At 38.0% G+C, this 21,223-nt stretch carries 17 protein-coding genes; 1 reads left to right on the forward strand and 16 read right to left on the reverse strand.

Annotated features, from left to right (window positions below; all coding sequences use genetic code 11):
• Positions 1 to 30 precede the first annotated feature (30 nt).
• The 10 genes from J0N78_RS03315 to pseB form a co-directional block, all read right to left on the reverse strand.
• Complete coding sequence (locus J0N78_RS03315; protein WP_209121605.1) at positions 31 to 819, reverse strand: DeoR/GlpR family DNA-binding transcription regulator; 789 nt, start codon at positions 817 to 819, stop codon at positions 31 to 33.
• Positions 816 to 1,760, reverse strand: a complete 945-nt coding sequence (locus J0N78_RS03320) for a ComEC/Rec2 family competence protein (protein WP_209121606.1) — start codon at positions 1,758 to 1,760, stop codon at positions 816 to 818. Before J0N78_RS03320 ends, J0N78_RS03315 begins: the two co-directional genes overlap by 4 nt.
• 75 nt (positions 1,761 to 1,835) lie before the next feature.
• Positions 1,836 to 3,170 carry an ABC transporter substrate-binding protein gene (locus tag J0N78_RS03325; protein WP_307794891.1) on the reverse strand — a complete coding sequence of 445 codons (1,335 nt, stop codon included), beginning with the start codon at positions 3,168 to 3,170 and terminating at the stop codon, positions 1,836 to 1,838.
• A complete protein-coding gene (locus J0N78_RS03330) occupies positions 3,167 to 4,579 on the reverse strand; it encodes an MBL fold metallo-hydrolase (RefSeq protein WP_209121607.1) in 1,413 nt (470 codons plus the stop codon). Before J0N78_RS03330 ends, J0N78_RS03325 begins: the two co-directional genes overlap by 4 nt.
• Before the next feature lie 14 nt (positions 4,580 to 4,593).
• The gene (locus tag J0N78_RS03335; protein WP_209121608.1) at positions 4,594 to 5,442 is read right to left on the reverse strand and encodes an HAD family hydrolase; all 849 of its coding nucleotides are present in this window, start codon (positions 5,440 to 5,442) and stop codon (positions 4,594 to 4,596) included.
• A 367-nt stretch (positions 5,443 to 5,809) separates the two neighbouring features.
• Positions 5,810 to 6,844: a pseudaminic acid synthase gene (gene pseI, locus J0N78_RS03340; protein WP_209121609.1), complete on the reverse strand. Its 1,035-nt coding sequence runs from the start codon at positions 6,842 to 6,844 to the stop codon at positions 5,810 to 5,812.
• A 3-nt stretch (positions 6,845 to 6,847) separates the two neighbouring features.
• Complete coding sequence (gene pseG / locus J0N78_RS03345) at positions 6,848 to 8,308, reverse strand: UDP-2,4-diacetamido-2,4,6-trideoxy-beta-L-altropyranose hydrolase (protein ID WP_209121610.1); 1,461 nt, start codon at positions 8,306 to 8,308, stop codon at positions 6,848 to 6,850.
• A gap of 17 nt (positions 8,309 to 8,325) precedes the next feature.
• The gene (locus J0N78_RS03350) at positions 8,326 to 9,060 is read right to left on the reverse strand and encodes a cytidylyltransferase domain-containing protein (RefSeq protein ID WP_209121611.1); all 735 of its coding nucleotides are present in this window, start codon (positions 9,058 to 9,060) and stop codon (positions 8,326 to 8,328) included.
• A gap of 8 nt (positions 9,061 to 9,068) precedes the next feature.
• Complete coding sequence (gene pseC, locus J0N78_RS03355; protein WP_209121612.1) at positions 9,069 to 10,241, reverse strand: UDP-4-amino-4,6-dideoxy-N-acetyl-beta-L-altrosamine transaminase; 1,173 nt, start codon at positions 10,239 to 10,241, stop codon at positions 9,069 to 9,071.
• 38 nt (positions 10,242 to 10,279) lie between these two features.
• The gene (pseB, locus tag J0N78_RS03360) at positions 10,280 to 11,242 is read right to left on the reverse strand and encodes a UDP-N-acetylglucosamine 4,6-dehydratase (inverting) (RefSeq protein ID WP_209121613.1); all 963 of its coding nucleotides are present in this window, start codon (positions 11,240 to 11,242) and stop codon (positions 10,280 to 10,282) included.
• Positions 11,243 to 11,537: 295 nt separating this feature from the next.
• On the opposite strand from pseB, the gene J0N78_RS03365 reads away from it, so the two are divergent.
• Complete coding sequence (locus tag J0N78_RS03365) at positions 11,538 to 13,040, forward strand: vanadium-dependent haloperoxidase (protein ID WP_247747120.1); 1,503 nt, start codon at positions 11,538 to 11,540, stop codon at positions 13,038 to 13,040.
• 639 nt (positions 13,041 to 13,679) lie between these two features.
• Here the strand turns inward: J0N78_RS03365 and J0N78_RS03370 are convergent.
• From J0N78_RS03370 to J0N78_RS03395, 6 genes are all read right to left on the reverse strand, one after another.
• Positions 13,680 to 14,039, reverse strand: coding sequence for a hypothetical protein (locus tag J0N78_RS03370; protein ID WP_307794892.1), 360 nt, complete (start codon positions 14,037 to 14,039; stop codon positions 13,680 to 13,682).
• 97 nt (positions 14,040 to 14,136) lie between these two features.
• Positions 14,137 to 14,955 carry a DUF3100 domain-containing protein gene (locus tag J0N78_RS03375; RefSeq protein ID WP_209121616.1) on the reverse strand — a complete coding sequence of 273 codons (819 nt, stop codon included), beginning with the start codon at positions 14,953 to 14,955 and terminating at the stop codon, positions 14,137 to 14,139.
• A gap of 18 nt (positions 14,956 to 14,973) precedes the next feature.
• A complete protein-coding gene (locus tag J0N78_RS03380) occupies positions 14,974 to 15,873 on the reverse strand; it encodes an NAD(P)-dependent oxidoreductase (protein ID WP_209121617.1) in 900 nt (299 codons plus the stop codon).
• A 36-nt stretch (positions 15,874 to 15,909) separates the two neighbouring features.
• Entirely contained in the window at positions 15,910 to 17,367 is a 1,458-nt protein-coding gene (locus J0N78_RS03385) for an aldehyde dehydrogenase family protein (RefSeq protein ID WP_209121618.1), read from the reverse strand.
• Positions 17,368 to 17,369: 2 nt separating this feature from the next.
• Positions 17,370 to 18,572 (reverse strand): M20 metallopeptidase family protein, encoded by a 1,203-nt coding sequence (locus J0N78_RS03390; RefSeq protein ID WP_209121619.1) that lies wholly within the window; start codon positions 18,570 to 18,572, stop codon positions 17,370 to 17,372.
• A gap of 88 nt (positions 18,573 to 18,660) precedes the next feature.
• Positions 18,661 to 20,277, reverse strand: a complete 1,617-nt coding sequence (locus J0N78_RS03395; protein WP_209121620.1) for a helix-turn-helix domain-containing protein — start codon at positions 20,275 to 20,277, stop codon at positions 18,661 to 18,663.
• Positions 20,278 to 21,223 lie beyond the last annotated feature (946 nt).

The raw sequence follows: 21,223 nt of genomic DNA on the forward strand, positions 1-21,223 counted from the left end.
TTATCACTCCTATCCTAATTCATAGAGGACTTATTGGGCTTTTTGGTTTTCTAACGGAGCTACAATGACTTTACAACCTGTATCCTTGATTTTTTGTAATACGTCAATTGGAGAACCTTCATCCGTGATTAGGTATTGAATTTGAGAAATCGGTATACCAAGTAGGAAAGCACTCTTCCCCACTTTCGATGAGTCAGATAAAAGAATAAGTTCAGATGTTAGCGCTGGTAGAGTTTGTGCTAATTGCATCGGTTCAGGCTTCGAAAAATAACAACCGAGAGAATTAACAGAAACCGATGATATAAATGCTTTGTCAAATCGGTAACCTTTTAACTCTTGATAGAGCTTTGGGCCATATGTCATTCCATCGGTATTCAATTGCCCACCAGCTAAAAAAACTTTAATTTTAGAATTTTCCCTTGCCAAGTTGTAAGCGACATAAATGGAATTCGTGACAACAGTAAGCTCCATATGCGGTGGGATTAACTTTGATAATGCTAAACAAGTCGTTTTCCCCTCAATGAATACACTGTCACCCTCTTCAAGCAACCGAGAGCCCGCTTCTCCGATGGCTTGTTTTTCCAAACTATTAATATTAAGTCTTTCTTGATAGGGGGTATAGCGAGTCGTTTTTTCTAATACTGCTGCTCCACCGTATGTTTTTTTTAACAAACCCTCGGACTCTAGTATTCGAAGATCTCTTCGTATCGTTTCCGCTGAGACAGAATACTGCTTTAACAAGTCTTCTACCTTTAAGTTCCCATAAGCCTCAATCTGATTTAGAATGTTCTTTCTTCTTTCATAAGCTTTTTGACTCATTGTAAATACGTTCCCTTTCTTTCTTTTTCCGTAAATGTATGAATTTCCTCACCATTCGAAACAATTAAAATTTCACCATCTACACCTGTAACAAATACTTCACTATCATGATTACGGTACCGATCATATATCCCTTTATTTTGAAGAATATTGGAGCTGATCACCGTATAATCAGGTTGAATCGCTTTAACAAATGAAGGAGAAGACGATGTGTTATCTCCATGGTGTGGAGCTTGAACTACATGAGCATTTAATTTGTCACCATATTTTTCGACCAACAGGGCTTCTTGTTCTTTATAGAGATCGCCTGTAAATAAAAATTGGTGGTTTTTATAAGTGAGCTTTAAAACGAGTGACCGATTATTTAAATAGGCTGGCGTATTCATTTGTTCATGAGTGAGTGTTTCTAGTTCAGTTTCAGGGGGATTTAGCACCTCAATGCTTATGTCCTCACCCAATGAAAATTGATCATTCTCTTTTGTGTAATCAACCGGTATATCATGATCTTCAATCTTCTTCATAAAGGTTTGATAAGTGTTGGTTGAGTGCGGTACATTAGGCATGACAAAACGATTAATCTTTGTATGATCAATTAATGTTAAGTACCCTCCAATATGGTCAATATGCATATGTGTGGCTACCGCAATATCAATATCACTAACTTGATAATCTTCAAGCTTTTTTGCTAGTTCCGCTCCATTTTTCTTATGCCCTGAGTCAATTAACATGGTCATTCCGTCTGGTGAAGTGACTAGAAAGGCATCACCTGTTTTATCTTCCCCCTCTAAGTTAAAAAATCGAACCGACAACTGACCTTCGATTGGTGCATCAGCAAAGTTGGTCTCCTCTAGTACAGTTTGATTAGATTGACAGGAAGTTAATAGAATAATTGTTAAAGCAAATAATAGTACTATGGAATATACGTTCAATAATCTTTTCATATCGGTTCCACCTTTTAAACGTTAAAAAAATTAGCGGAAGTACTATCATTTAGAACTTCCGCTATTTTATTTATTTTAGTAATCTGCTAAAATTTCATTGATTTCTTTGTTGGCATCCTCCATAAGCTGGTCAACATCTCCACCTTCTAAAGCAATTTTTCCAACAACATTTTTATACACACTGCTGAACTCACCATAAGCTGGATGCTGTACACGAGGATTTACATTATCAAATTGCTCGATAATCGCTTTATATCCATGGTTTTCTTCTAAGAATTTTTGTCCTTCCTTAGAAGCAACGGCAGATTTTCGTGTAGGAATATAACCTGTTGCATCATTAAAGGCAATGTTATGTTCTGATGATGTCATAAATTCGATGAACTTCCACGCTGCTTCTTTACGTTCATCTGGAATATTGCTTAGCATTGTAATACCTGCTCCACCAATCATCGTCGTTCTTTTTTCATCACCAGGTAGGAATGAAACCCCTACTTCAAAATCAGCATTTTCTTCATACCAGTCGATTAAATGTGATGTATGCTCCACCATTGCTATTTCTTTATCAAAAAACATCTGTCTCATTGTTCCTGAAGATCCTTTTCCATATGGAAGAAACATCTGACCTTTATCCTTCCACTCCTGGAATTTCTTCAAGAACTTTTTACTTTTCTCACTTGAAATGTTCGCATTGCCATTTTCATCTAAGACACTTCCGCCTGCATTAACAATCCATGGATCATAATACCAAGAAGACCACCCTGGAACAGCAAAAGCATATTGTGTTGTTGTGTCTCCGTCTTTTATCGTCATTTTTTCAGCATATTCTTCTAATTCATCCCATGTTTGTGGTGGTGTAATGCCTGCTTCATCAAATAATTCTTGGTTATAAACGAATACACTTGCACTTACCATAAACGGAACCGCATATTGAGTTCCTTTATATTTATAAGCATCGAGCATCCCTTTAGAAAAATCTGCTACATCTACAGCATCCTTCTCAAAGTATGGTTGTAAATCTTCAAACACTTCACTTTCCGCAAAGTTTGGTAAAAGAGCTGATTCAATTAAGGCAACATCTGGAGTATCGCCAGCAGCTAAAGAAGCTGTAATTTTCTTTGAAAGGTCCCCGTAATTCCCTTGGAATACATGTTCAACTTCTATGTTTGGATACTTTTTATTAAATTCTTCAAGCATATAATTAAAACCATCTTCAGTTGTCTCATTGTGCGTATGCCAATACGTGATCTTCACCTTTTCGTCATTTGAAGCTTCATTGTTTCCTTGCTCATTCTTTGTTTCATTACTACTTGTAACTGTTTCATTTGATACTGTCGTACTTTTCCCCTGACACGCTAACAAACCTACCGCCATTAAACAAATTAAGACCATCATTGAAACGATTTTTTTCACTTGAATTCTCCTTTCGATTTTCCATCAATTAGTTCATTGATGATTACAGATTCTCCATAATATGGGCAATACTTTAAAGCAGTATCTGTTACTAATAAAGAAGGCTGTGGACTATGAAGTGGAATGACCACTTTTGGCTTGATCTCATTAACGAAGTAAGAAACTTCTTCAGGCTGAGCATGTCCACGATTGGATAAATAATGGTATTCCACATTGAAATTTTTCAACCACTCAAGTAGTAACGGGTCGTTATTTCTAAGTGGCGGACTATCGGCATGAACGTAATACGATGGTTTGTTACTTTTCACGTCCACTTCAAATTCAGAGACTAAAGGCAAATCTTCATACATACAATGAATACAATACTTTTCAGGGCTTCGCTTTATTTCATCGGTAGAGATCGCTTGAAAAGGCAGGTCATTTAAGCCTTCTGTTGACTCACTCAAGACGTTGATTTCAGCTAATCGGTTGATGATCGGATGTTCTTTTAAAACGGATATGCCTTCTATTAAACTATGATATAACGTTGTTGCTACTTGCTTAGACAGCACGAAGGAACGCCCAGACTCTAACGCCAGCATCATAAAATCAACGAGTCTCTCCACATCTCTAGGATGGACATTGACATATAATTTCCCTGGTTTCATTTGCAAAATAGACGTAAATTCCTCTAGAACAGTTTGTTCCTTTTTGGTTTTTTGGTGGTCCCAAAGGGTTTCGTTCCGAATTCTCGTTCCCTCTGTTATAAGTACATCAATTTCCCGCTGTTTACATTCTTGAATAAACCGATCGATTCGCTCGGGATGTCTGCCATGCCAGCGCCAATCACCTGTAAAAGCAATCGTATATTCAGGACTTTCCAATATAAATCCCGAAGTTCCTGGTGAATTATGATCGACTTCAAATAAAGTTAACTCAAAATCTTCAAAGGTTACTTTTTCTCCATGCTCCAAACCTACTATTTTCGCTTTGGATAACAGTTTTTCATTTGATTTTGTTAGCCCTTTATACAATGAATGAGCATCATTATGCATGTAGACAGGGATGTTTTCTTTCGCGTATGGTAGCAACGCCATATGATCTTGATGCATATGACTAATAAAGATTTGTAGGTTGGAATATTCAGGGAAAGAATTCATTTTCCACATATTCTGAAGTCCATCCTCATTGACATCCTTTACTCTTTCTACATCATAAAGACCTAATATGGGTGGAGCTAGCCTCGTATATAATAACTGCTGAATCTCTTTTTTTGGGTGTGGCTTCACTGCATGATTAAATAGGGTCGGCGTTAACTTTAATCCGAAATCAAACATTAACCCCGTATTCCCTCTCCCAAATAAAACATGTACTCCACCGACAGTATGGAGGCCACCAAAGAAAACCAGTTCGTTTTTTACCTTCTCCATCTTTCACTCATCCTTTACACAGCATTTTCTCTAGGCGTAATGAAGTTCTGCAAAAAAGTATTTAATTCATCAAGGTTGTGAACACGAATGTCGACCGAATGATGACTATAACCTCGATACGGATTGACCCAGCAGGTTCTTCCTCCAACTTGTGTAACATAATCTAGATCATGAACCCAATTGTCACCAATCGATAGAATCTGATGAGGCTTGATTCCGTTGTTCAAAGCTTCATCAATATAATGTTTCATACCACCAGGCTTACGTGCGCTAAAAATGATTTCATTAAACGCTTGTTCTAATTGGAGATACGTTAAAAATTCCTTGCCAGAAGCTTCATACGTATTGGATATTAGCACCTTTTTCAACGGTAGATTTCTTATTGTTTTTTGTAACCGATCATGACGAGTGATCGTACGGTTCATCACCATTTCGTATCTTAACTTTCTAATGGCGTCTTGGTGCTTTTCAGTAGAAAGTTCAAGTAGACCCGTTAGCATTGAAAACAAGTTCCATGGAGTGCCAATATATATGAGGAGGTCTTGGTGATCCTTACTATACATTAACTTATCCGTATCCATAGGAAACTCCGTCTGCTTCCCTTCCCAGTTCATCGCCGTCTTCACTTGTCCATCTACTATATTAAGAGCATACTTCGATTTAGGATCATAATAGCTTCCTAACTGAATACCATGATCTCCTCTTAAGATTGCAATTAATTGTTTCTGGTAATATGGAATGTCCTTTTCATAAGATGTATTTACTAACAAATGTTCAACAAACCTACTAACAGATGAGTTATCCTCGTATAAGGTTCCATCGAGGTCAAATATTATAAGCTTCACATCTAGAACCCATTTCAATCACTTATCGCCTCCCTCTTAAGTTGCTTTAATCTTAACAAGTGAGTATTAAGGACTTGTTGACTAGTAGTTAATAAATAGTAATGTTTCGTTAACATTTTGTTAATAGTGTTCATAATTTCAGGGAAACCGGTCATTTTTCTAGGTGAAACAGTAAAAATAATTAACCGTTTGGTAATAACTTCATTCATTTTATGTTCATCGTAAATATTGCTAAGGCCCTACATTTTCATCGTGAGTATTGCTACGACCCTACATTTTCACACGAAAAAGACCCGAAAATGATGCACCATCATAATCGAGCCTATGTTTAGGGTTGTTTTTATGAGATATTTACAATTCTCACTGACTAGTACTTATACTCCGATTACATAATAATATCCCAACTAAGCGGCGTTCCCTTAAGAATATCTTGTCTTGCTTTTTTACCAAGTACGAATTTGATATGTTGAGGTTTAAGCCCGTAGCCTGGCCTAATCGACCTAACATTTCCGTTTGTAAAAACCTCTCCTTCTTTTATATCTTCTACAACAAATAAAGAACGAGAAAACTCTCTACTTTTGATCTTTTTTTCTGTTAGCTCATAATTAACCGTTCCTAACGATTCTTCTGCGTCCCTTACCGAATCAACTAATAATTTAAATTCTTCTTTGTCCATTGAAAAACTTGCATCCGGTCCACCAATACTTTTATCTAAAATAAAATGCTTTTCGATAACTCTTGCACCTAAAGCAACTGAAACAATTGGTACTGTTACCCCTAATGTATGATCGGACAAACCTACTTCAACGTTAAATGTTTCTTTTAAATTTTGCATAGTTAGTAGGTTCGCATCTTCAATCTTTGCTGGATAGGCAGATGTGCATTTTAACAATATAACTTGATCGTTACCTATTCTTTTACAAGCTTGAACTGCGTCATCGATTTCACCAAGGGTGGCAATGCCAGTAGAAATGATGATAGGTTTTCCCTTAGATGCAATATACTCAATCAACGGTAAATCTGTAATTTCAAACGAGGCTACCTTATAGGCGGGAACATCGAATTTCTCGAGAAAATCGACTGCTGATTGATCGAACGGGCTCGAAAAACAAATCAAGCCAAGCTCATACGCATAATCTATTAACTCTTCATGCCATTCCCACGGGGTATAGGCTTCTTGATAAAGATCATATAGGGTTCTTCCGTCCCAAATTGTCCCCTGATCTAATCTAAAGTACTCATTATCACAATTAATCGTTATTGTATCAGCAGTGTATGTTTGTAATTTGATAGCATCTGCACCCGCTTCTTTTGCAGCTTTTATTGTATCTTTTGCAATCGTTATATCGTGTCCATGGTTAGCTGACATCTCTGCAATGATTAATACTTTTTTTGAAATGTCAAATTTGTCAATAAGCATTTATCATTCTCCTTTATTTATTGAATAAATGTACTTTAGCATCCCGTTATTATTTTCATTTAATAAAAACCCTGCTTTTTCAAAGAGCTTTTTTGATGCAATATTTTTGTCTGATACAAAGGCTATGACCTTTTTTAACTCATTTCTTTCATTACTTATACGCTTAATACTCTCGATTAGGAATTGATTACTTAAACCTTTTCCTGTAATTGATTTACATAAGCTTATACTCACTATCGCTGAGCGATTCTCTATTTTGTACCTCAATTGACCTAAAAATTGATTGGTACAGTCTGTAACTACATAAAAAACATTATCTTTTGATTTCATAATGTTTTCAAACCAATTTACATGTTCTTCCCAACTAATTTTTTGGGTATTAATCGAGTATTGTCTAACATAATCTTCATTAGATAAGTTAAAAACTTCACGAATATCTTCTTCTTTAATATCTCTTAAATAAAAATAATCCTTCATAACCTCTCCCTGAGTTAAAGCATCAATAATTCGTTTAGTACCTAATCCGTCTATAACATTTTTATTTTTACTAGAAAATTCTTTCCTCTTGCAAAAGTCCAGCATTTTCTCAAATTTAACTATTAACTTATCTTTAAATAATGGATCTTTATAATAAAGGTCGGTTTCGATAAGCCTAAGCTTTTTTAACCCTTCAATATTATTTTTCTGATTATCTATAACCTTTATAGGTATAAAGGGAGTTTGTGTTGCCATTAACTCATAAATGGTCTGCCCTGCTGCTGTAATTGCAAGATCAGACTTTAACATAATGTTTTTCATTTCTTCAGCTGTAGCATTCTCGTAGAAATTCATATTTTTAGAATTAATTTTTTTTATTTGAATGGCATTATTAAATGCATTCCCAAGGACTACATGAAAAGTAATGTTTGGATATTTACTAACAAATAGATCTAGTATGACAGGCGTAAGATTGTGGATATCAGATCCACCTAAGGTTATCAGGACTTCTGTCACTTTAGTTTTTAGAGTCTCTCTCTTCACTTGAATAAAAGGTCTTCTTAAAATAATATATTTATGTCCAAGTAAAAAGCAGCTATGATCATTTTTAGGATACATCACTGCATTCGTAAAAAGAGACGGATTAACAATAATTCCCTTAGGATATTTAACCCTTGCATTATCATCAATAAATAAACATTCTTTTGCACGGTTCGAAATCACTCGATATAAATCTTCACTAGCCAAATATGAATCTACAATACAATAGTCACTCTTTTTAATATATTGATTTAGAAATTCCTTTGAAAACCAGTTGGTGACTTTAGATCTTTTGTTCTGAATAATCTCATTTTCATTTATATCCCCATATATAATAAATTCAACTTCAATCCTTCTAGCCTCTAATTCATCATATAAAGAGCTACACCTAGAAATATGTCCTAACCCAATCCGACTACCGCCTTCTGTAAAAATCAACACCCTCATCATCTTCATCCTTTTGTTTAGTTGATTTTCTTTTGTTCAATATGTGCATTTATATTGAAAAGGTTTGGCTCCCGCTCAAAAAGCTCGATAATATCATTCAAATAAAAATCGTGCCTTCCTTTATACATTCGTTTATAAATTTCACTGATTAACTCAAAATCCTCTTTAGTATCTAGAGTCAAACGATATCTTGAATAATCAACATCATTTTTAAAGTAATAAATTTTATGACTCTGCTCATAAATATAAGGCGTAACATGCTCACTTTGATACTTTTCCTTAGCATTAACAAAGGCATCTTCTAACGCCTTAAAAGAAAAAACTTCCGTATCTAATCCGCGTGGATAAGTTCTTTGTGTAAGATCCGATCCTGCATTTGTCACAAGATCATATTGCCCTTCCAAATAGCAGCTAATTATTTCATCTATGACAATGGGGTCAATTACAGGACAATCGGATGTAATTCTAATAATAACATCAGTGTTATGTTGTTTAGCAGCATAGTAATAACGACTGAGTACGTCATCTTCACTTCCTCTAAAAACGCTAAGGCCACATTTCAATGCTTCAGCTTCTATATTATTATCTCTTTCATGCACTGTTGTTGCTATCACAATATCTTCAATTAACTTAGATTGTTTTACACGCTCTATTACATGAGAAAGGACGGTTTTCCCCATTATTTGTTTCATTACTTTGCCAGATAGTCGTGTTGAACCCATTCTAGCTTGTATGATTGCTCCAATTTTCATCCTTTCCCCTACTTTCTGTATTGATTAATTACTTTTTTTACAGCCGCGATTACATCATTCACATCGTCTTCTGTCATTTTAGGAAAGAGAGGTAGAGTAATTATTTCTTCATACAACTTTTCCGCATTAGGACAAATGCCCCTTTTATACCCTATTTGTTGATAGTAAGGTAGTTGATGTACAGGTATATAGTGAACATTTACACCAATATTTTGAAGTTGTAATCCTTTAAAGATTTCCTTTCTTGTCCCGGTTAACTGTTCTAAATTTAAACGAATGATATAAAGATGCCAACTAGAGTTACAACCCTCCGCTTGGTAAGGAACAGTAATTTGGGAAATTTCATTAAAGGCTATGTTATACATATCAATATATTTTCTTCTCAACTCAACAAAGCGATCTATTTTTTGTAGTTGACTAGATCCTAACACTGCTTGAATATCAGTTAAGCGGTAATTAAATCCGAGAAATTGCATTTCGTAATACCAAGGTCCGTGATTTTCAATCAGCTTATCATTATCTCGAGTAATACCATGTGACCGAAATTGAACCAATTTCTCATAATAATTTTTATCATTTGTTGTAATTATGCCACCTTCACCAGATGTAATATGTTTAACTGGATGAAGACTAAACATTGTCATATCACTAATTGAACCTATTTTATTTTCCTTATAAGTGGCCCCCAAGGCATGTGCTGCATCTTCTATAACTACTAAATTATGCTCTTTAGCTAAAGCATGTATTTCGTCTAATGCTACAGGTTGTCCAGTGAAATGTACGGGAATAATCGCTTTTGTTTTCTCATTGATAAGTTCTTCAACTTTTTTTGGATCAATATTATAAGTCTTATCATCAATATCTGCAAAAACGGGTTCTCCACCTTGATACAACACGCAGTTAGCACTTGCAGCAAAGGTCATCGGAGTAGTAATTACTTCATCCCCTTGACCTATCCCAGCCGCAAAACAAGCACCATGAAGTGCAGCAGTTCCATTAGAAAACGATACTGCGTATTGAGCTCCTACATATTCAGCAAATTCTTCTTCGAATTTTTTTACAGTTGGTCCTGTAGTTAAATAATTACTTTTTAAAACATCAACTACTGCTTGAATATCATCTTCCTCAATCCACTGACTGCCATAAGGTAAATAATTATCTCTAATCGGTTTAGTATCCAAAACAAACTTCCTTCCATTAATCGTATAGAAGAATACGATTATTCCTTCACTAATTCTCTTAATTCATCAACAGTTAACCAATCATCATTTACATTACTTACATAGCTAAATCCATCAGGTAATACTTTACCACCATTCGAATACTCTTCACGCCACCATGGGAATTCTGGTTGAATCACATAATATGTGTCGTATTCTAATGTTCTACGAGCATCATCCTCAGTAATCATTGCTTCATGCAGCTTTTCGCCTGGACGAATACCTACAATCTTGATTTTACATTCCGGGGCAATTGCTTCTGCTAAATCAGTAACTTTCATACTTGGAATTTTAGGCACAAAGATTTCTCCACCCTTCATCCGTTCAAGGTTGTCAATAACAAATTGTACTCCTTGCTCAAGAGTGATCCAAAAACGCGTCATACGCTCATCCGTAATTGGAAGTTCTCCCGTTTGTTTAATTCCCTTAAAGAATGGAACTACACTACCACGGCTACCCACGACATTTCCATAACGGACTACCGCAAATCTTGTTTCTTTGTCACCAGCATAAGAATTAGCTGCGACAAATAGTTTATCAGAAGCTAACTTGGTTGCTCCATAGAGGTTTACAGGGCTAGCTGCCTTATCCGTACTAAGCGCTATAACTTTTTGAACCCCACGATCAATAGCCGCTTCAATAATATTTTGTGCTCCGTGAATATTAGTTTTTACTGCTTCAAAAGGATTATATTCACAAGCGCCAACATGCTTTAATGCAGCAGCGTGAATAACAATGTCTACTCCGTCAAAAGCTCTATACAAACGATCCTTATCTCTTACATCACCAATAAAAAACCTCATTCTTGGGTCAGTAAATTCTTGTGCCATTTCAAATTGTTTTAATTCATCTCTACTAAAAACAATTACCTTTTTTACATCATGTTCTAATACCTTAGAAATAAATTTTTTACCGAAAGAACCCGTTCCGCCAGTGACTAATATTGTTTTATTATTAAGCATAATTTTCCTCCAATAATTAAACTTTGTATTTTCAACTTATAAAAGTGTTTGTTACCATTATTGATCTTAAAATTTTCTGTTCCCTTCATTTATATCGACACAACTATTAATTTTTTGTACACCCTATTTTTTCCGTAATTCAAAAAATGTTAGAGGCGGTGTCAATACAATCGGTTTATTATAAATTGTTCGGGGAGTCACTGTGACGGAATCATGCATACACTAATGCATCTATACTATGCGAAAGGTGTTGATCCCCGTGGGGAAGAAAAAAAAGAAATGTGTACTCGGACCTATGACTGGAAAAGAACGAAGAAAAAAAGCCTATCATCTACGTAAAGATACCGCACGATTGCACAGGGAGCTTTCTCTTGTCGATCATCAATGTAACGGAGATGAATTTCTTTTTTCTAATAAAATAGCAAACTTTTCTAAAGCATTACCGCATAATTCTCTTGGTGAAGTCGACCTTAAAGCCTATCAATCTTTTATGAAAGCATTAAAAAGTGGGGATCCAGACGATTTTGAAGCCATTCCACTTGGTGGAAATACCAAGCTGGCCAATCCACAAGCCGCCTTTGCTTATGACCTCATCGGTGCTGATTGTCATCAACTAGGTTTACCTGTCCCTCCCGCCTTCAGCAGTGCCTGGGAAGCCGGCGAAATGGCTGAAGTATACTGGAGAGCATTAACTCGTGACGTCCCATTTGAAGATTATGATACTAACCCGCTCACTATAGAAGCAGCATCAGAACTCTCTGGTTTTTCAGACTTTCGCGGCCCGAAAGACAATGGGACTGTTACAACATGTACGTTGTTTCGCGGTGATACACCGGGCGATCTCGAAGGACCTTTTATTTCACAATTCTTGTGGAAAGACATTCCCTTTGGAGCAACAACAATCACGCAACGTTATCGGACGGCATTAGCGGGGTCTGATCACATGACGGAATATGAAGAATGGTTGAATATCCAAAACGGCGGAAACCCTGCCTCCTCAACTTCAGACCCAACACCTCGGTACATTCGGAACGGTCGTGACTTAGGGGAATATGTTCACCATGACTTCTCATATCAATGTCTACTTTCTGTTTGTTTAATATTAACTCATTACGGAAAAGAAGCACTAAGTCCGAACAACCCCTACTTGAAATCAGCAAATCAAGGCGGCTTTGTTACCTTTGGTGGCCCACATATATTAGATTTAGTAACAAAAGTGACAAGGATAGCGTTAGAGGCTGCATGGTTTCAAAAGTTTTGTGTTCACCGCAGACTCAGACCAGAGGAATTTGGCGGACGGGTTCATAATCATGTAACAGGTGCCGCAAATTACCCGATTCATCAAGAACTACTTCATTCTCAAGCTATATCTAAAGTATTCAGTCAATACGGGACTTACCTTTTACCAATTTCATACCCGGAAGGATGTCCAACACACCCCGCTTATCCAGCTGGGCACGCATGCATTGCTGGAGCTGGTGTCACCGTCCTTAAGGCCTTTTTTAATGAAGCCTTTGTCATCCCGAATCCAGTAACAGCGAGCCAAGATGGCGATTCATTAGTTCCATATCAAGGCTCTACTTTGACATTAGGTGGTGAATTGAATAAACTCGCTTCCAATATTGCTCTCGGCCGAGATACAGCAGGTCTCCATTGGCGCTCTGACGGGATCGAAGGGATCAAATTCGGAGAAGCTGTTGCACTTCAGGTTCTTCGTGATTACAGGAAAACGTATAATGAAAATTTTCATGGTTTTACTTTAACAAAGTTTGACGGAACGAAAATACACATCGACTAGATAATAGATATTCCTTTTGCGATCTCCACTAGGCGATTTGGGCTAAATTCACGAGTTTGCCGTGATGTAATGTCCAACTTCGTTCATTTCCGTTTCAGGCAGAGCAAAACAGTGGATTTCCACCGACTCTTATGCTGAAATCATCGTCCATTCGTGTTAAAAAGCGGCTTTATTTTTGACTTCGTTGCATTTATCTTCGACTTTGGGTAATTTATTTTTGACTTCGTTGCATTTATCTTCGACTTTGGGTAATTTATTTTTAACTTTTAGTGATTTATTTTCAACTTTCACCGTTTTAAAGATTTCTCGGCAAATCTAACTATATTTCGACAACTAGTAAAACTGTCTCCATTTAACATTCGTTTAAAAAACTATCAATTACAGCAGGGAGTCCCTCATAAAAAATAGTCGTTATGCTCACCTACCACAGATGAGCATAACGACTAATCTAGCAAACTCTTCACTTATTCAACCTCTCTATACTACATTTAATTCAACCAAACCAGCTGAATTTTTGATGATGACAGGCACCCAATACAACCTACTCTAACAAACTTTCCCTCAACTTTTCTTTCTTTTCTTCGGCATATCTCCCATTAACTCGTTGGAGAGTGGGGTCAGAGTCAGACCCCGCATCACTTAAATAATCCCCTGCATCCGCAAAATTACTTCGGCTATTAGTGCGGAGCCAAGGAATGTCCCAAGCATGACGCACATAGCAACGACGATACTTCTCCAGCCGAGCTTGACGAAGTCTGTCCATGAACGGCCGATGGCGATACCCGCATAAGCTAAGATCGGTGTCGCTAAGGCTAATAGGTTGACACTATTGGTCCATTCGATAATTTGCGTTGAGCCTGGCATCCACGGCATCGAAACAAGGATACCGACGATCGCAACATAAGCAACACTTGGAATATTAACAGGTATGATTTTTTGAATGATTAAGCCTACAAGGCAGATGAGAACAAGGATAATCATCCCAGGTATCGCAGTCATTGGCAGTACATCATAGCCTACCCAGTTGCCAAGTAGCGAAACAACGCCAAATATAACTAATAATAATGTCCATTCTTGAATATTTTTCAGCATCGTATTACGCTCCTTTCCCTGCTTTAGCTTCTTCTTTTTTCTGCTTTCTTTTCGTCAATATATCATAGAACTTTTCAGTTAATGGAAGTCCAATAAAGATACTCATATATAGCCCTGTCGATAAGGATAATAAGTTACTTGCGCCAGCAAAGGCAAGTATATCCGTTTCCAAGTCAGGGAATGCCGCAACGAGCGATCCACTTGCAGCAGCCATCATACTACCACTACCAATACCCGATGCCATCGCAAACGATAAAGGATGAAGTGGCGTAAGGGTAGCTAAAAATCCAGAGATAAGACCCATAAATACAGCACCAAATACAGTACCGAAAATATAAATAGACATTACCCCACGCCCTTCAGGTGAGTCAAAACCAAATTTATCCATGATTAGACCAACGTTCGGCTCACGGGCAACCGAGTGTGTCATCCCGATACTTTCTCTCTTTAGACCTAAAAATACAGCGACTGGTAAAGCTAACAGGATCGTTCCTAAGTTACCGAATTCCTGCAGCAATAACGCTGGACCTGCAGCAATAATTTTAGGTAATGAAGGACCAATAATAACGCCAATTTTCGCAATTAGTAAAGTTACCCCTAAAACGATTAATGGTTCTGCATTCTTGGATTGCTTTTCTTTAACGATTGGTGTGAAGTATAATGCAAGACCGATAATAATGGCATAAAGCATAGGTAATAATAAAATTACTCCAGGACCAACCGTAAACTGATGGATGCCAATAAACTCTGTTAAAATTACAATGGCAAGAACAATTGCATGTAAACGCCAGTCTTTCCAAAGATTCTTTCTTTCTTCAGACATGTAAATTCCTCCTCTAAATTATTTTGAAACAATGGTAGCACCAGTCAAAACTTCTAGCACTTGACTAACTGCAGACGTATCCAACGCTCCTTTTCCATTATTTTTCGCAATGGTGTAAAAATTATCTACCATAGCACTGAAAAAGGTTGGGATCTTCTCTTGCTTCGCTAGATCCATATATAATTGAATATCTTTAGACATGTGCTGAAGCATAAACTTTACATTTTCATGGTCACCACTGATTAAATTAGGACCAAAAACAGACATCACTTTAGTTTGCGCAGAGCCTTTTTGAAACATACTTGCGATCTTTTCAGCTGGAACTCCCGCTTTCACTCCGGTTAACAAAGATTCGCTAAGCAAGGTCACAATCCCCGCGACCACAATGTTGTTACACAGCTTAATTACCTGACCAGAGCCTGACTCACCGATGTATTCAATCTCTTTTCCAATGACACGGAGCAGCGGGGAGATGTGTTCAAATTGAACTTCATCCCCACCAACAACAATCGTTAGCTCCCCTTTGTCAGCTCCATCGGGTCCACCGCTTAATGGACAATCAAAATAGGAAATCCCCTTTTGCTTTGCTTGCTCAAAAATGCGCCGTGTCGTTTCCACATCCGACGTACTAACATCTAGAATATAGGTGCCACTACTCATGAAGTGCAGGGCACCATTTTCCCCAGCAATCGTTTCTTCAACGAGTTCAGTTGTTGGTAATGAAGTAAACAAGTAATGAACTTGCCTAAAAATCAGCTCTTTGTTATAGATCGGGGTAGCTCCTAGTTCTATCACCGAATGCATTGCTTGATCATTTACGTCATAAGCAAATACTTCATAACCACCCTTGACCAGATTTTTAATGATCCCTCTTCCCATCGCTCCACAGCCAAACACACCGACTTTTAATTGATCCATTTCAATCGCCTCTATTTTTTATCGATATTTTACATCCTAATAATTCGGGTTGATATAAACGGTTTTGTAATCCGTCCAAAAGTCTAGCGCCGTGCTCCCTTGCTCTCTCGGGCCAATGCTTGACGTTTTCTTACCACCGAATGGGTACTGATTTTCAAAATAATTCGATGGAACATTGACATGAGTAACACCTGATTCAATGTTGCGAACAAAGTGGAACGCTTTTTCTAAATCCTTCGTATAAATTGATGACGACAAGCCAAATTCCGTATTATTTGCCACTCGGATCGCTTCCTCATACGAGTCTACTTCCATCACGGCAATAACTGGCCCGAAAATTTCTTCTTTAGCGATCGTCATCTCTTCTGTTACATTACTAAAAACAGTAGGTGCGACAAAATAGCCTTTATCTAAACCATTCTCGGTCAATCGTTTACCGCCAAATTCGAGTTTTGCTCCTTCTTCAATCGCTGTTTTAACGTAATGTAAGTACACATTGAGCTGTGACTCATCGATGACCGGACCGTTATCTACACCCTCATCAAAACCATTGCCAATCACGAGTTCTTGCGCCTTTTCCACGAGTTTTTCCGTTAAGTCCTTCGCAATCGATCTTAAAACAATTAATCGACTTGTGCCCGTACAACGTTGGCCATTATCTAAAAAGCCACTTACAACCAAACTCGCTGCTACCTTGTCGAGATCAGCATCCTCTAAAACGATCGAAGGGTTTTTCCCCCCCATTTCCGCTTGCATTTTCCCACCACGAGCGGTTACCGCTTTTCCGAGGGCAATTCCAACATCTGAAGATCCTGTAAAAGAAACCGCCTTAAGACTTGGGTTTTCTCCAAACGCTTTTCCAACAACGGAGCCCGATCCAGTGACCATATTGAGGACCCCTTTTGGCACCCCAGACTTTTCAAATAACTCAATGATTTTAATACTAATTAACGATGTATTACTTGCCGGTTTAAAAACGACGGTATTTCCAGCGACAATTGCAGGAGCAATTTTCCAAATCCCAATCCCCAGCGGGAAATTGTATGGAGCAATGACCCCGACTACTCCTAGCGGCTCTCTGACCGTATAGCCAAAGATATTCGGATCGTAGGACGGAATCGTCTCGCCTGTTAATCGTGTTGCTTCACCACTAAACTGCTTCATCGCTTGAATCGTTTTTTCCACTTCACCCTTCGCTTCTCGGAGCGATTTACCAACTTCTTTTGTAATGATTTCAGCAAGGATGTCTCTTTCCTGCTCTAGCTCTTGAATTAAGCGAAATAACACATCGCCTCGGGTTGGAACAGCTGTGTTGGCCCAAGCTGGAAATGCTTCACTAGCAGCTGCAATTGCTTGATCCACATCGGCAACTGTCGAGCTTTGAAAATAACCTAAAACTTCCTCTGTATTTGCTGGATTAATGCTCGCATACGTTTTTCCTGATTCCGAATTAACCCACTCTCCGTTAATGTAATTCTGATAAGTAGCTACCATACTTATTTCTCCTCCTTATTCAATCGAAAATGTTCTAAAGCTTTTTCTAGCGTTCGAACGACAGTCGTGACTGCATCTGGAATGATCTCATCGTTCACTAAAAAGGCTGGATCGTGCCACTGCTTGTTCACACCCTTATCGTCATCCCCTGTGCCGACCCAGAAAAAACAACCCGGTACATACTGTTGATACAATGAAAAATCTTCTCCACCAAGGGTAGGCTCTGGTTTCACGACGGCATCGTTGCCAAACACTTCTTCTACCGATTCTCGGACGATTTGAGTCATCGCCTGATCATTATCAATGGCCGGGACTTGCGGAATAAAATCTAATACCGCTTCTGCTCCATAGCCCTTTGCAATATCTGTCGCAATTCTTTCGATTAATTGCGGAAGCTGCGCTCGAACGTTCGGATTAAAACTGCGCACCGTTCCAAAAAGTTCCGCCGACCCCGCAATCACATTATGTGTTGTTCCTGATTGAAACGAACCGATTGTAATCACAACGGGTTCGAATGGATCGATGTTCCGGCTCACTGCAGATTGCAGCCCCATCACGATCGCTGAACCTGCAACAACCGAATCGACCGTGTGCTGTGGAATCGCACCGTGACCACTTTTTCCAGTTACCTTGATTTTTATCGTATCGACGGCACCCATTAAGTGATGATCGGTTACACCGACTTTACCTGCAGGAATACCAGGTTGGTTGTGAACACCAAAAATAGCCTGAATTTGTCCATCCTCAAACAAACCAGCCTCTATTAACTGCCTTGCCCCCTGCGTCGTTTCCTCAGCAGCCTGAAAAATAAAACGAACCGTCCCGCGGAGCTCTTCCTTTTTTTCCGCTAAAGTGAATGCTGCACCAAGAGCAATTGTCATATGGAAGTCATGACCACAGGCATGCGACACTCCGTCGATCATTGAAGCATAAGGAAGACCGGTTTGCTCCTGGATCGGTAAAGCATCAATATCCGTTCGATAGGCAATAGTTGGCCCTGGTAAATCCCCACGAATTTCAGCCACTAATCCCGTCTCCACCTCAAGTGGTAGAATAGAATACCCTGCTTCCGTTAACCACGCCTTTAATCGTTCAGTGGTTTGAAACTCTTTCGAACTTACTTCTGGGTATCGATGTAGCTCTTGTCTAATGTCAATCAATCGATCGGTCAGATTTTCTTGATGAATGGTTTTTGCGTTTACCAACCCACACTACTCCTTTTTTATTTGTCTTAATAAGAATTATAATATTCAGAAAAATAAAAAGAAATGTGACAAGTCACAATGTTTCAATCTATCCATTGTGACTTGTCACATATAGGTTGTAAGCAATCACTAAATTTAACCAATCGATTTCACGATCAAAGGAGATGTTCATTACTTTTTCTATCTTTTTGATCCGTTGGTAAAGCGTATTGGGATGGACATGTAATTGTTCCGCTGTCAGCTTGTGGTTTTTATTTAAACGAATGAATGCTCCTAGTGTTTCTAAATAAATCGGTTCCATTGAAATGAGTGGTCCCATTTTGTCATCAACAAACATACTTAACGTCGTTGGATCCACGTGTTGCAGCAAACGTTCAAAACCAAGATTCGAATAATCGACGTAGCGTTCTCCACTTGTTTTTCCATATCTGACTGCATCTAATGCTTCCCGATACGAATTCCCAAGCTTTCCTAGCGTTACCTTTCTTCCAACGCCAACAATAAGCTCCTTTTGATTTTTCCACTGATCAGCAATTTTAAGAGCTATCGCATCCACAACTTGATCGTTTGAAATAGGAATAATTAAAATCGCTTGAAAGGTTCTCGACAACACGAAGGTCGACTCACTAAACGTTTGGCAAATATCTTCTAATGAACGGATAAACCGTTCTTTTTCTAATAAAGATTCTGCTTCCCATAACGGGGTTTGCTTCCCTTCGATCACCATGCATACTAAGTCTGAATCCACATTCCAGCTCACATAATTTTGAACCCTTTTGAATTCTCCATGAGGAATGCCTTCAATCATTTGCTGAAACACTTCTTCACGAAAATGAAGCTCCTTTTCATACAGTGCATTAATTTTAACTAACTCAAGGGCTAATGCAGTCGATGCATGTTCGACAGCGACCACTTCTAAAGAAGACAAAGTGTTAATATCTTTTCCGATTGAAATATAACCCATCGTCTCCCTGCCACGAATAATGGGATACCCTTCTGAGGTCGCCTTCCAGTTCTCATCATGGAAGGTCACCTCAACAGCTAGTATTCGACTTAATAATGTTAAAATCGTATCAATACCACCGCCATCTAAAATCGCCTTCGTGAATTTCTTATGGATATCAATCGATTGCTTGAGTTGATCATTCTTTTTCTTTAAGTCTTGAAATAAATTCGAGTGAACAATCGCAATCGCACTTTGGTCAGCAATAATTTCAATGATACGAATGTCATCATCGGTAAACTGACCATCATTTTCAAAGTTATCAACGATGAGCACACCTAAGCACTCATCCTGATAAAGTAATGGAACCGAAAAAGCACTCTTGATCTGCCTTCGAAATACGCCTTCAAAATAGTAATGATAATTTTCAGATGACATATTCGACATGCTTTGTTTTAAAATATCTTCTTTAGCAAATAAATACGATTTCCGGTCAGCATAAGTTTTACCCGTTAACGACTCCCCAGGCACAAAGGCAATTTGACGCATCACTTCGATATCAATCCCAACACCTTCAGCAACCCGGAGAACATTATCCTCTGGATCGAATAAATAAAGGATAACCGTATCCGATACTTCTAATAAATTCCGGGCTTCCTCCACTAATGTACGTAAAACCACACCAATATCCAATGATTTGGTGAGTAAATGATTAATCTCAAACAACTTTTTCACTTTATCACTTCGTTTAATCGTTCCCATTCTCTCACCAACCCAGCAGTTGTTCTCTAGGCTTACAGTATATCGGAATGTAGACCAGGAGGAAACTGGAGCATTTTCACAAGTAAGTGATTACAGTAAAACACTACTCTTTGATAAAGTGAAACTTCATTCAGTGGGGGTTTTCCTTCATCCCCTACTGAATGTTAGTTGAACCAATCGGATTGTTACTGGCGCTTATCTCCCACTTAGTCTTTCTTGTTACCTCAATAGCCTTGAAGTGGGAGTCTTAGCGCCAGTTAAACGGGATAAACGTGAAACATACAAGAAACAGGGGTTTTCGGGGAATTACTGTGACGGATACACAAATTTTCAATTATTTCAGTTGCAGATAGACCACATCTACAGATTCCACACTTTAATTCCCCATAAACCTATGGTAAAAATCATTTTTTTGTTCAACTTTGGGTCATTTATTTTCAACTTTGGGTCATTTATTTTCAACTTTACCTGATTTATTTTCAACTTTGGATCATTTAAAGATTTCTCGACAATTCCCCCTATATTTCGCCCCCCACTAATACGAGTATCCTTTAGGTCGCAAATCCTTCATCATCACATAGTAGAAGTCCGAATCCCCACACCACACTTTTTTCAAAATGTTCAAACAACTACTATATCTGTTTTACACTTTGTCCAATGAAATACGAGTTTCTTTTTCATATAATAGAAGCATAAAAAAAGCACCTCGGAAAATAGAAGTGCTGATGTCTCTATAATGGATTTGTATCAAAATGCTTCAAGAGTAAAACCTGTTATAGCAGAAAGCATGCATCGACCAAAACCTTCTTTTCGGAATCGAGAACTTCATACACTACAATAACATTGCTTTTTCCTATATTTATATTCGATAAATTTACATTTAAAAATGAATGCCAAAAATTAAGGCTACTAATACCCTAACGTAAGACTAGTAATCTGTTAAATA

Origin of the sequence: Alkalihalobacillus sp. BA299, assembly GCF_017745675.1 — a bacterium.
In the GTDB taxonomy this organism is placed as follows: Bacteria; Bacillota; Bacilli; order Bacillales; family Bacillaceae_F; genus Alkalihalobacterium.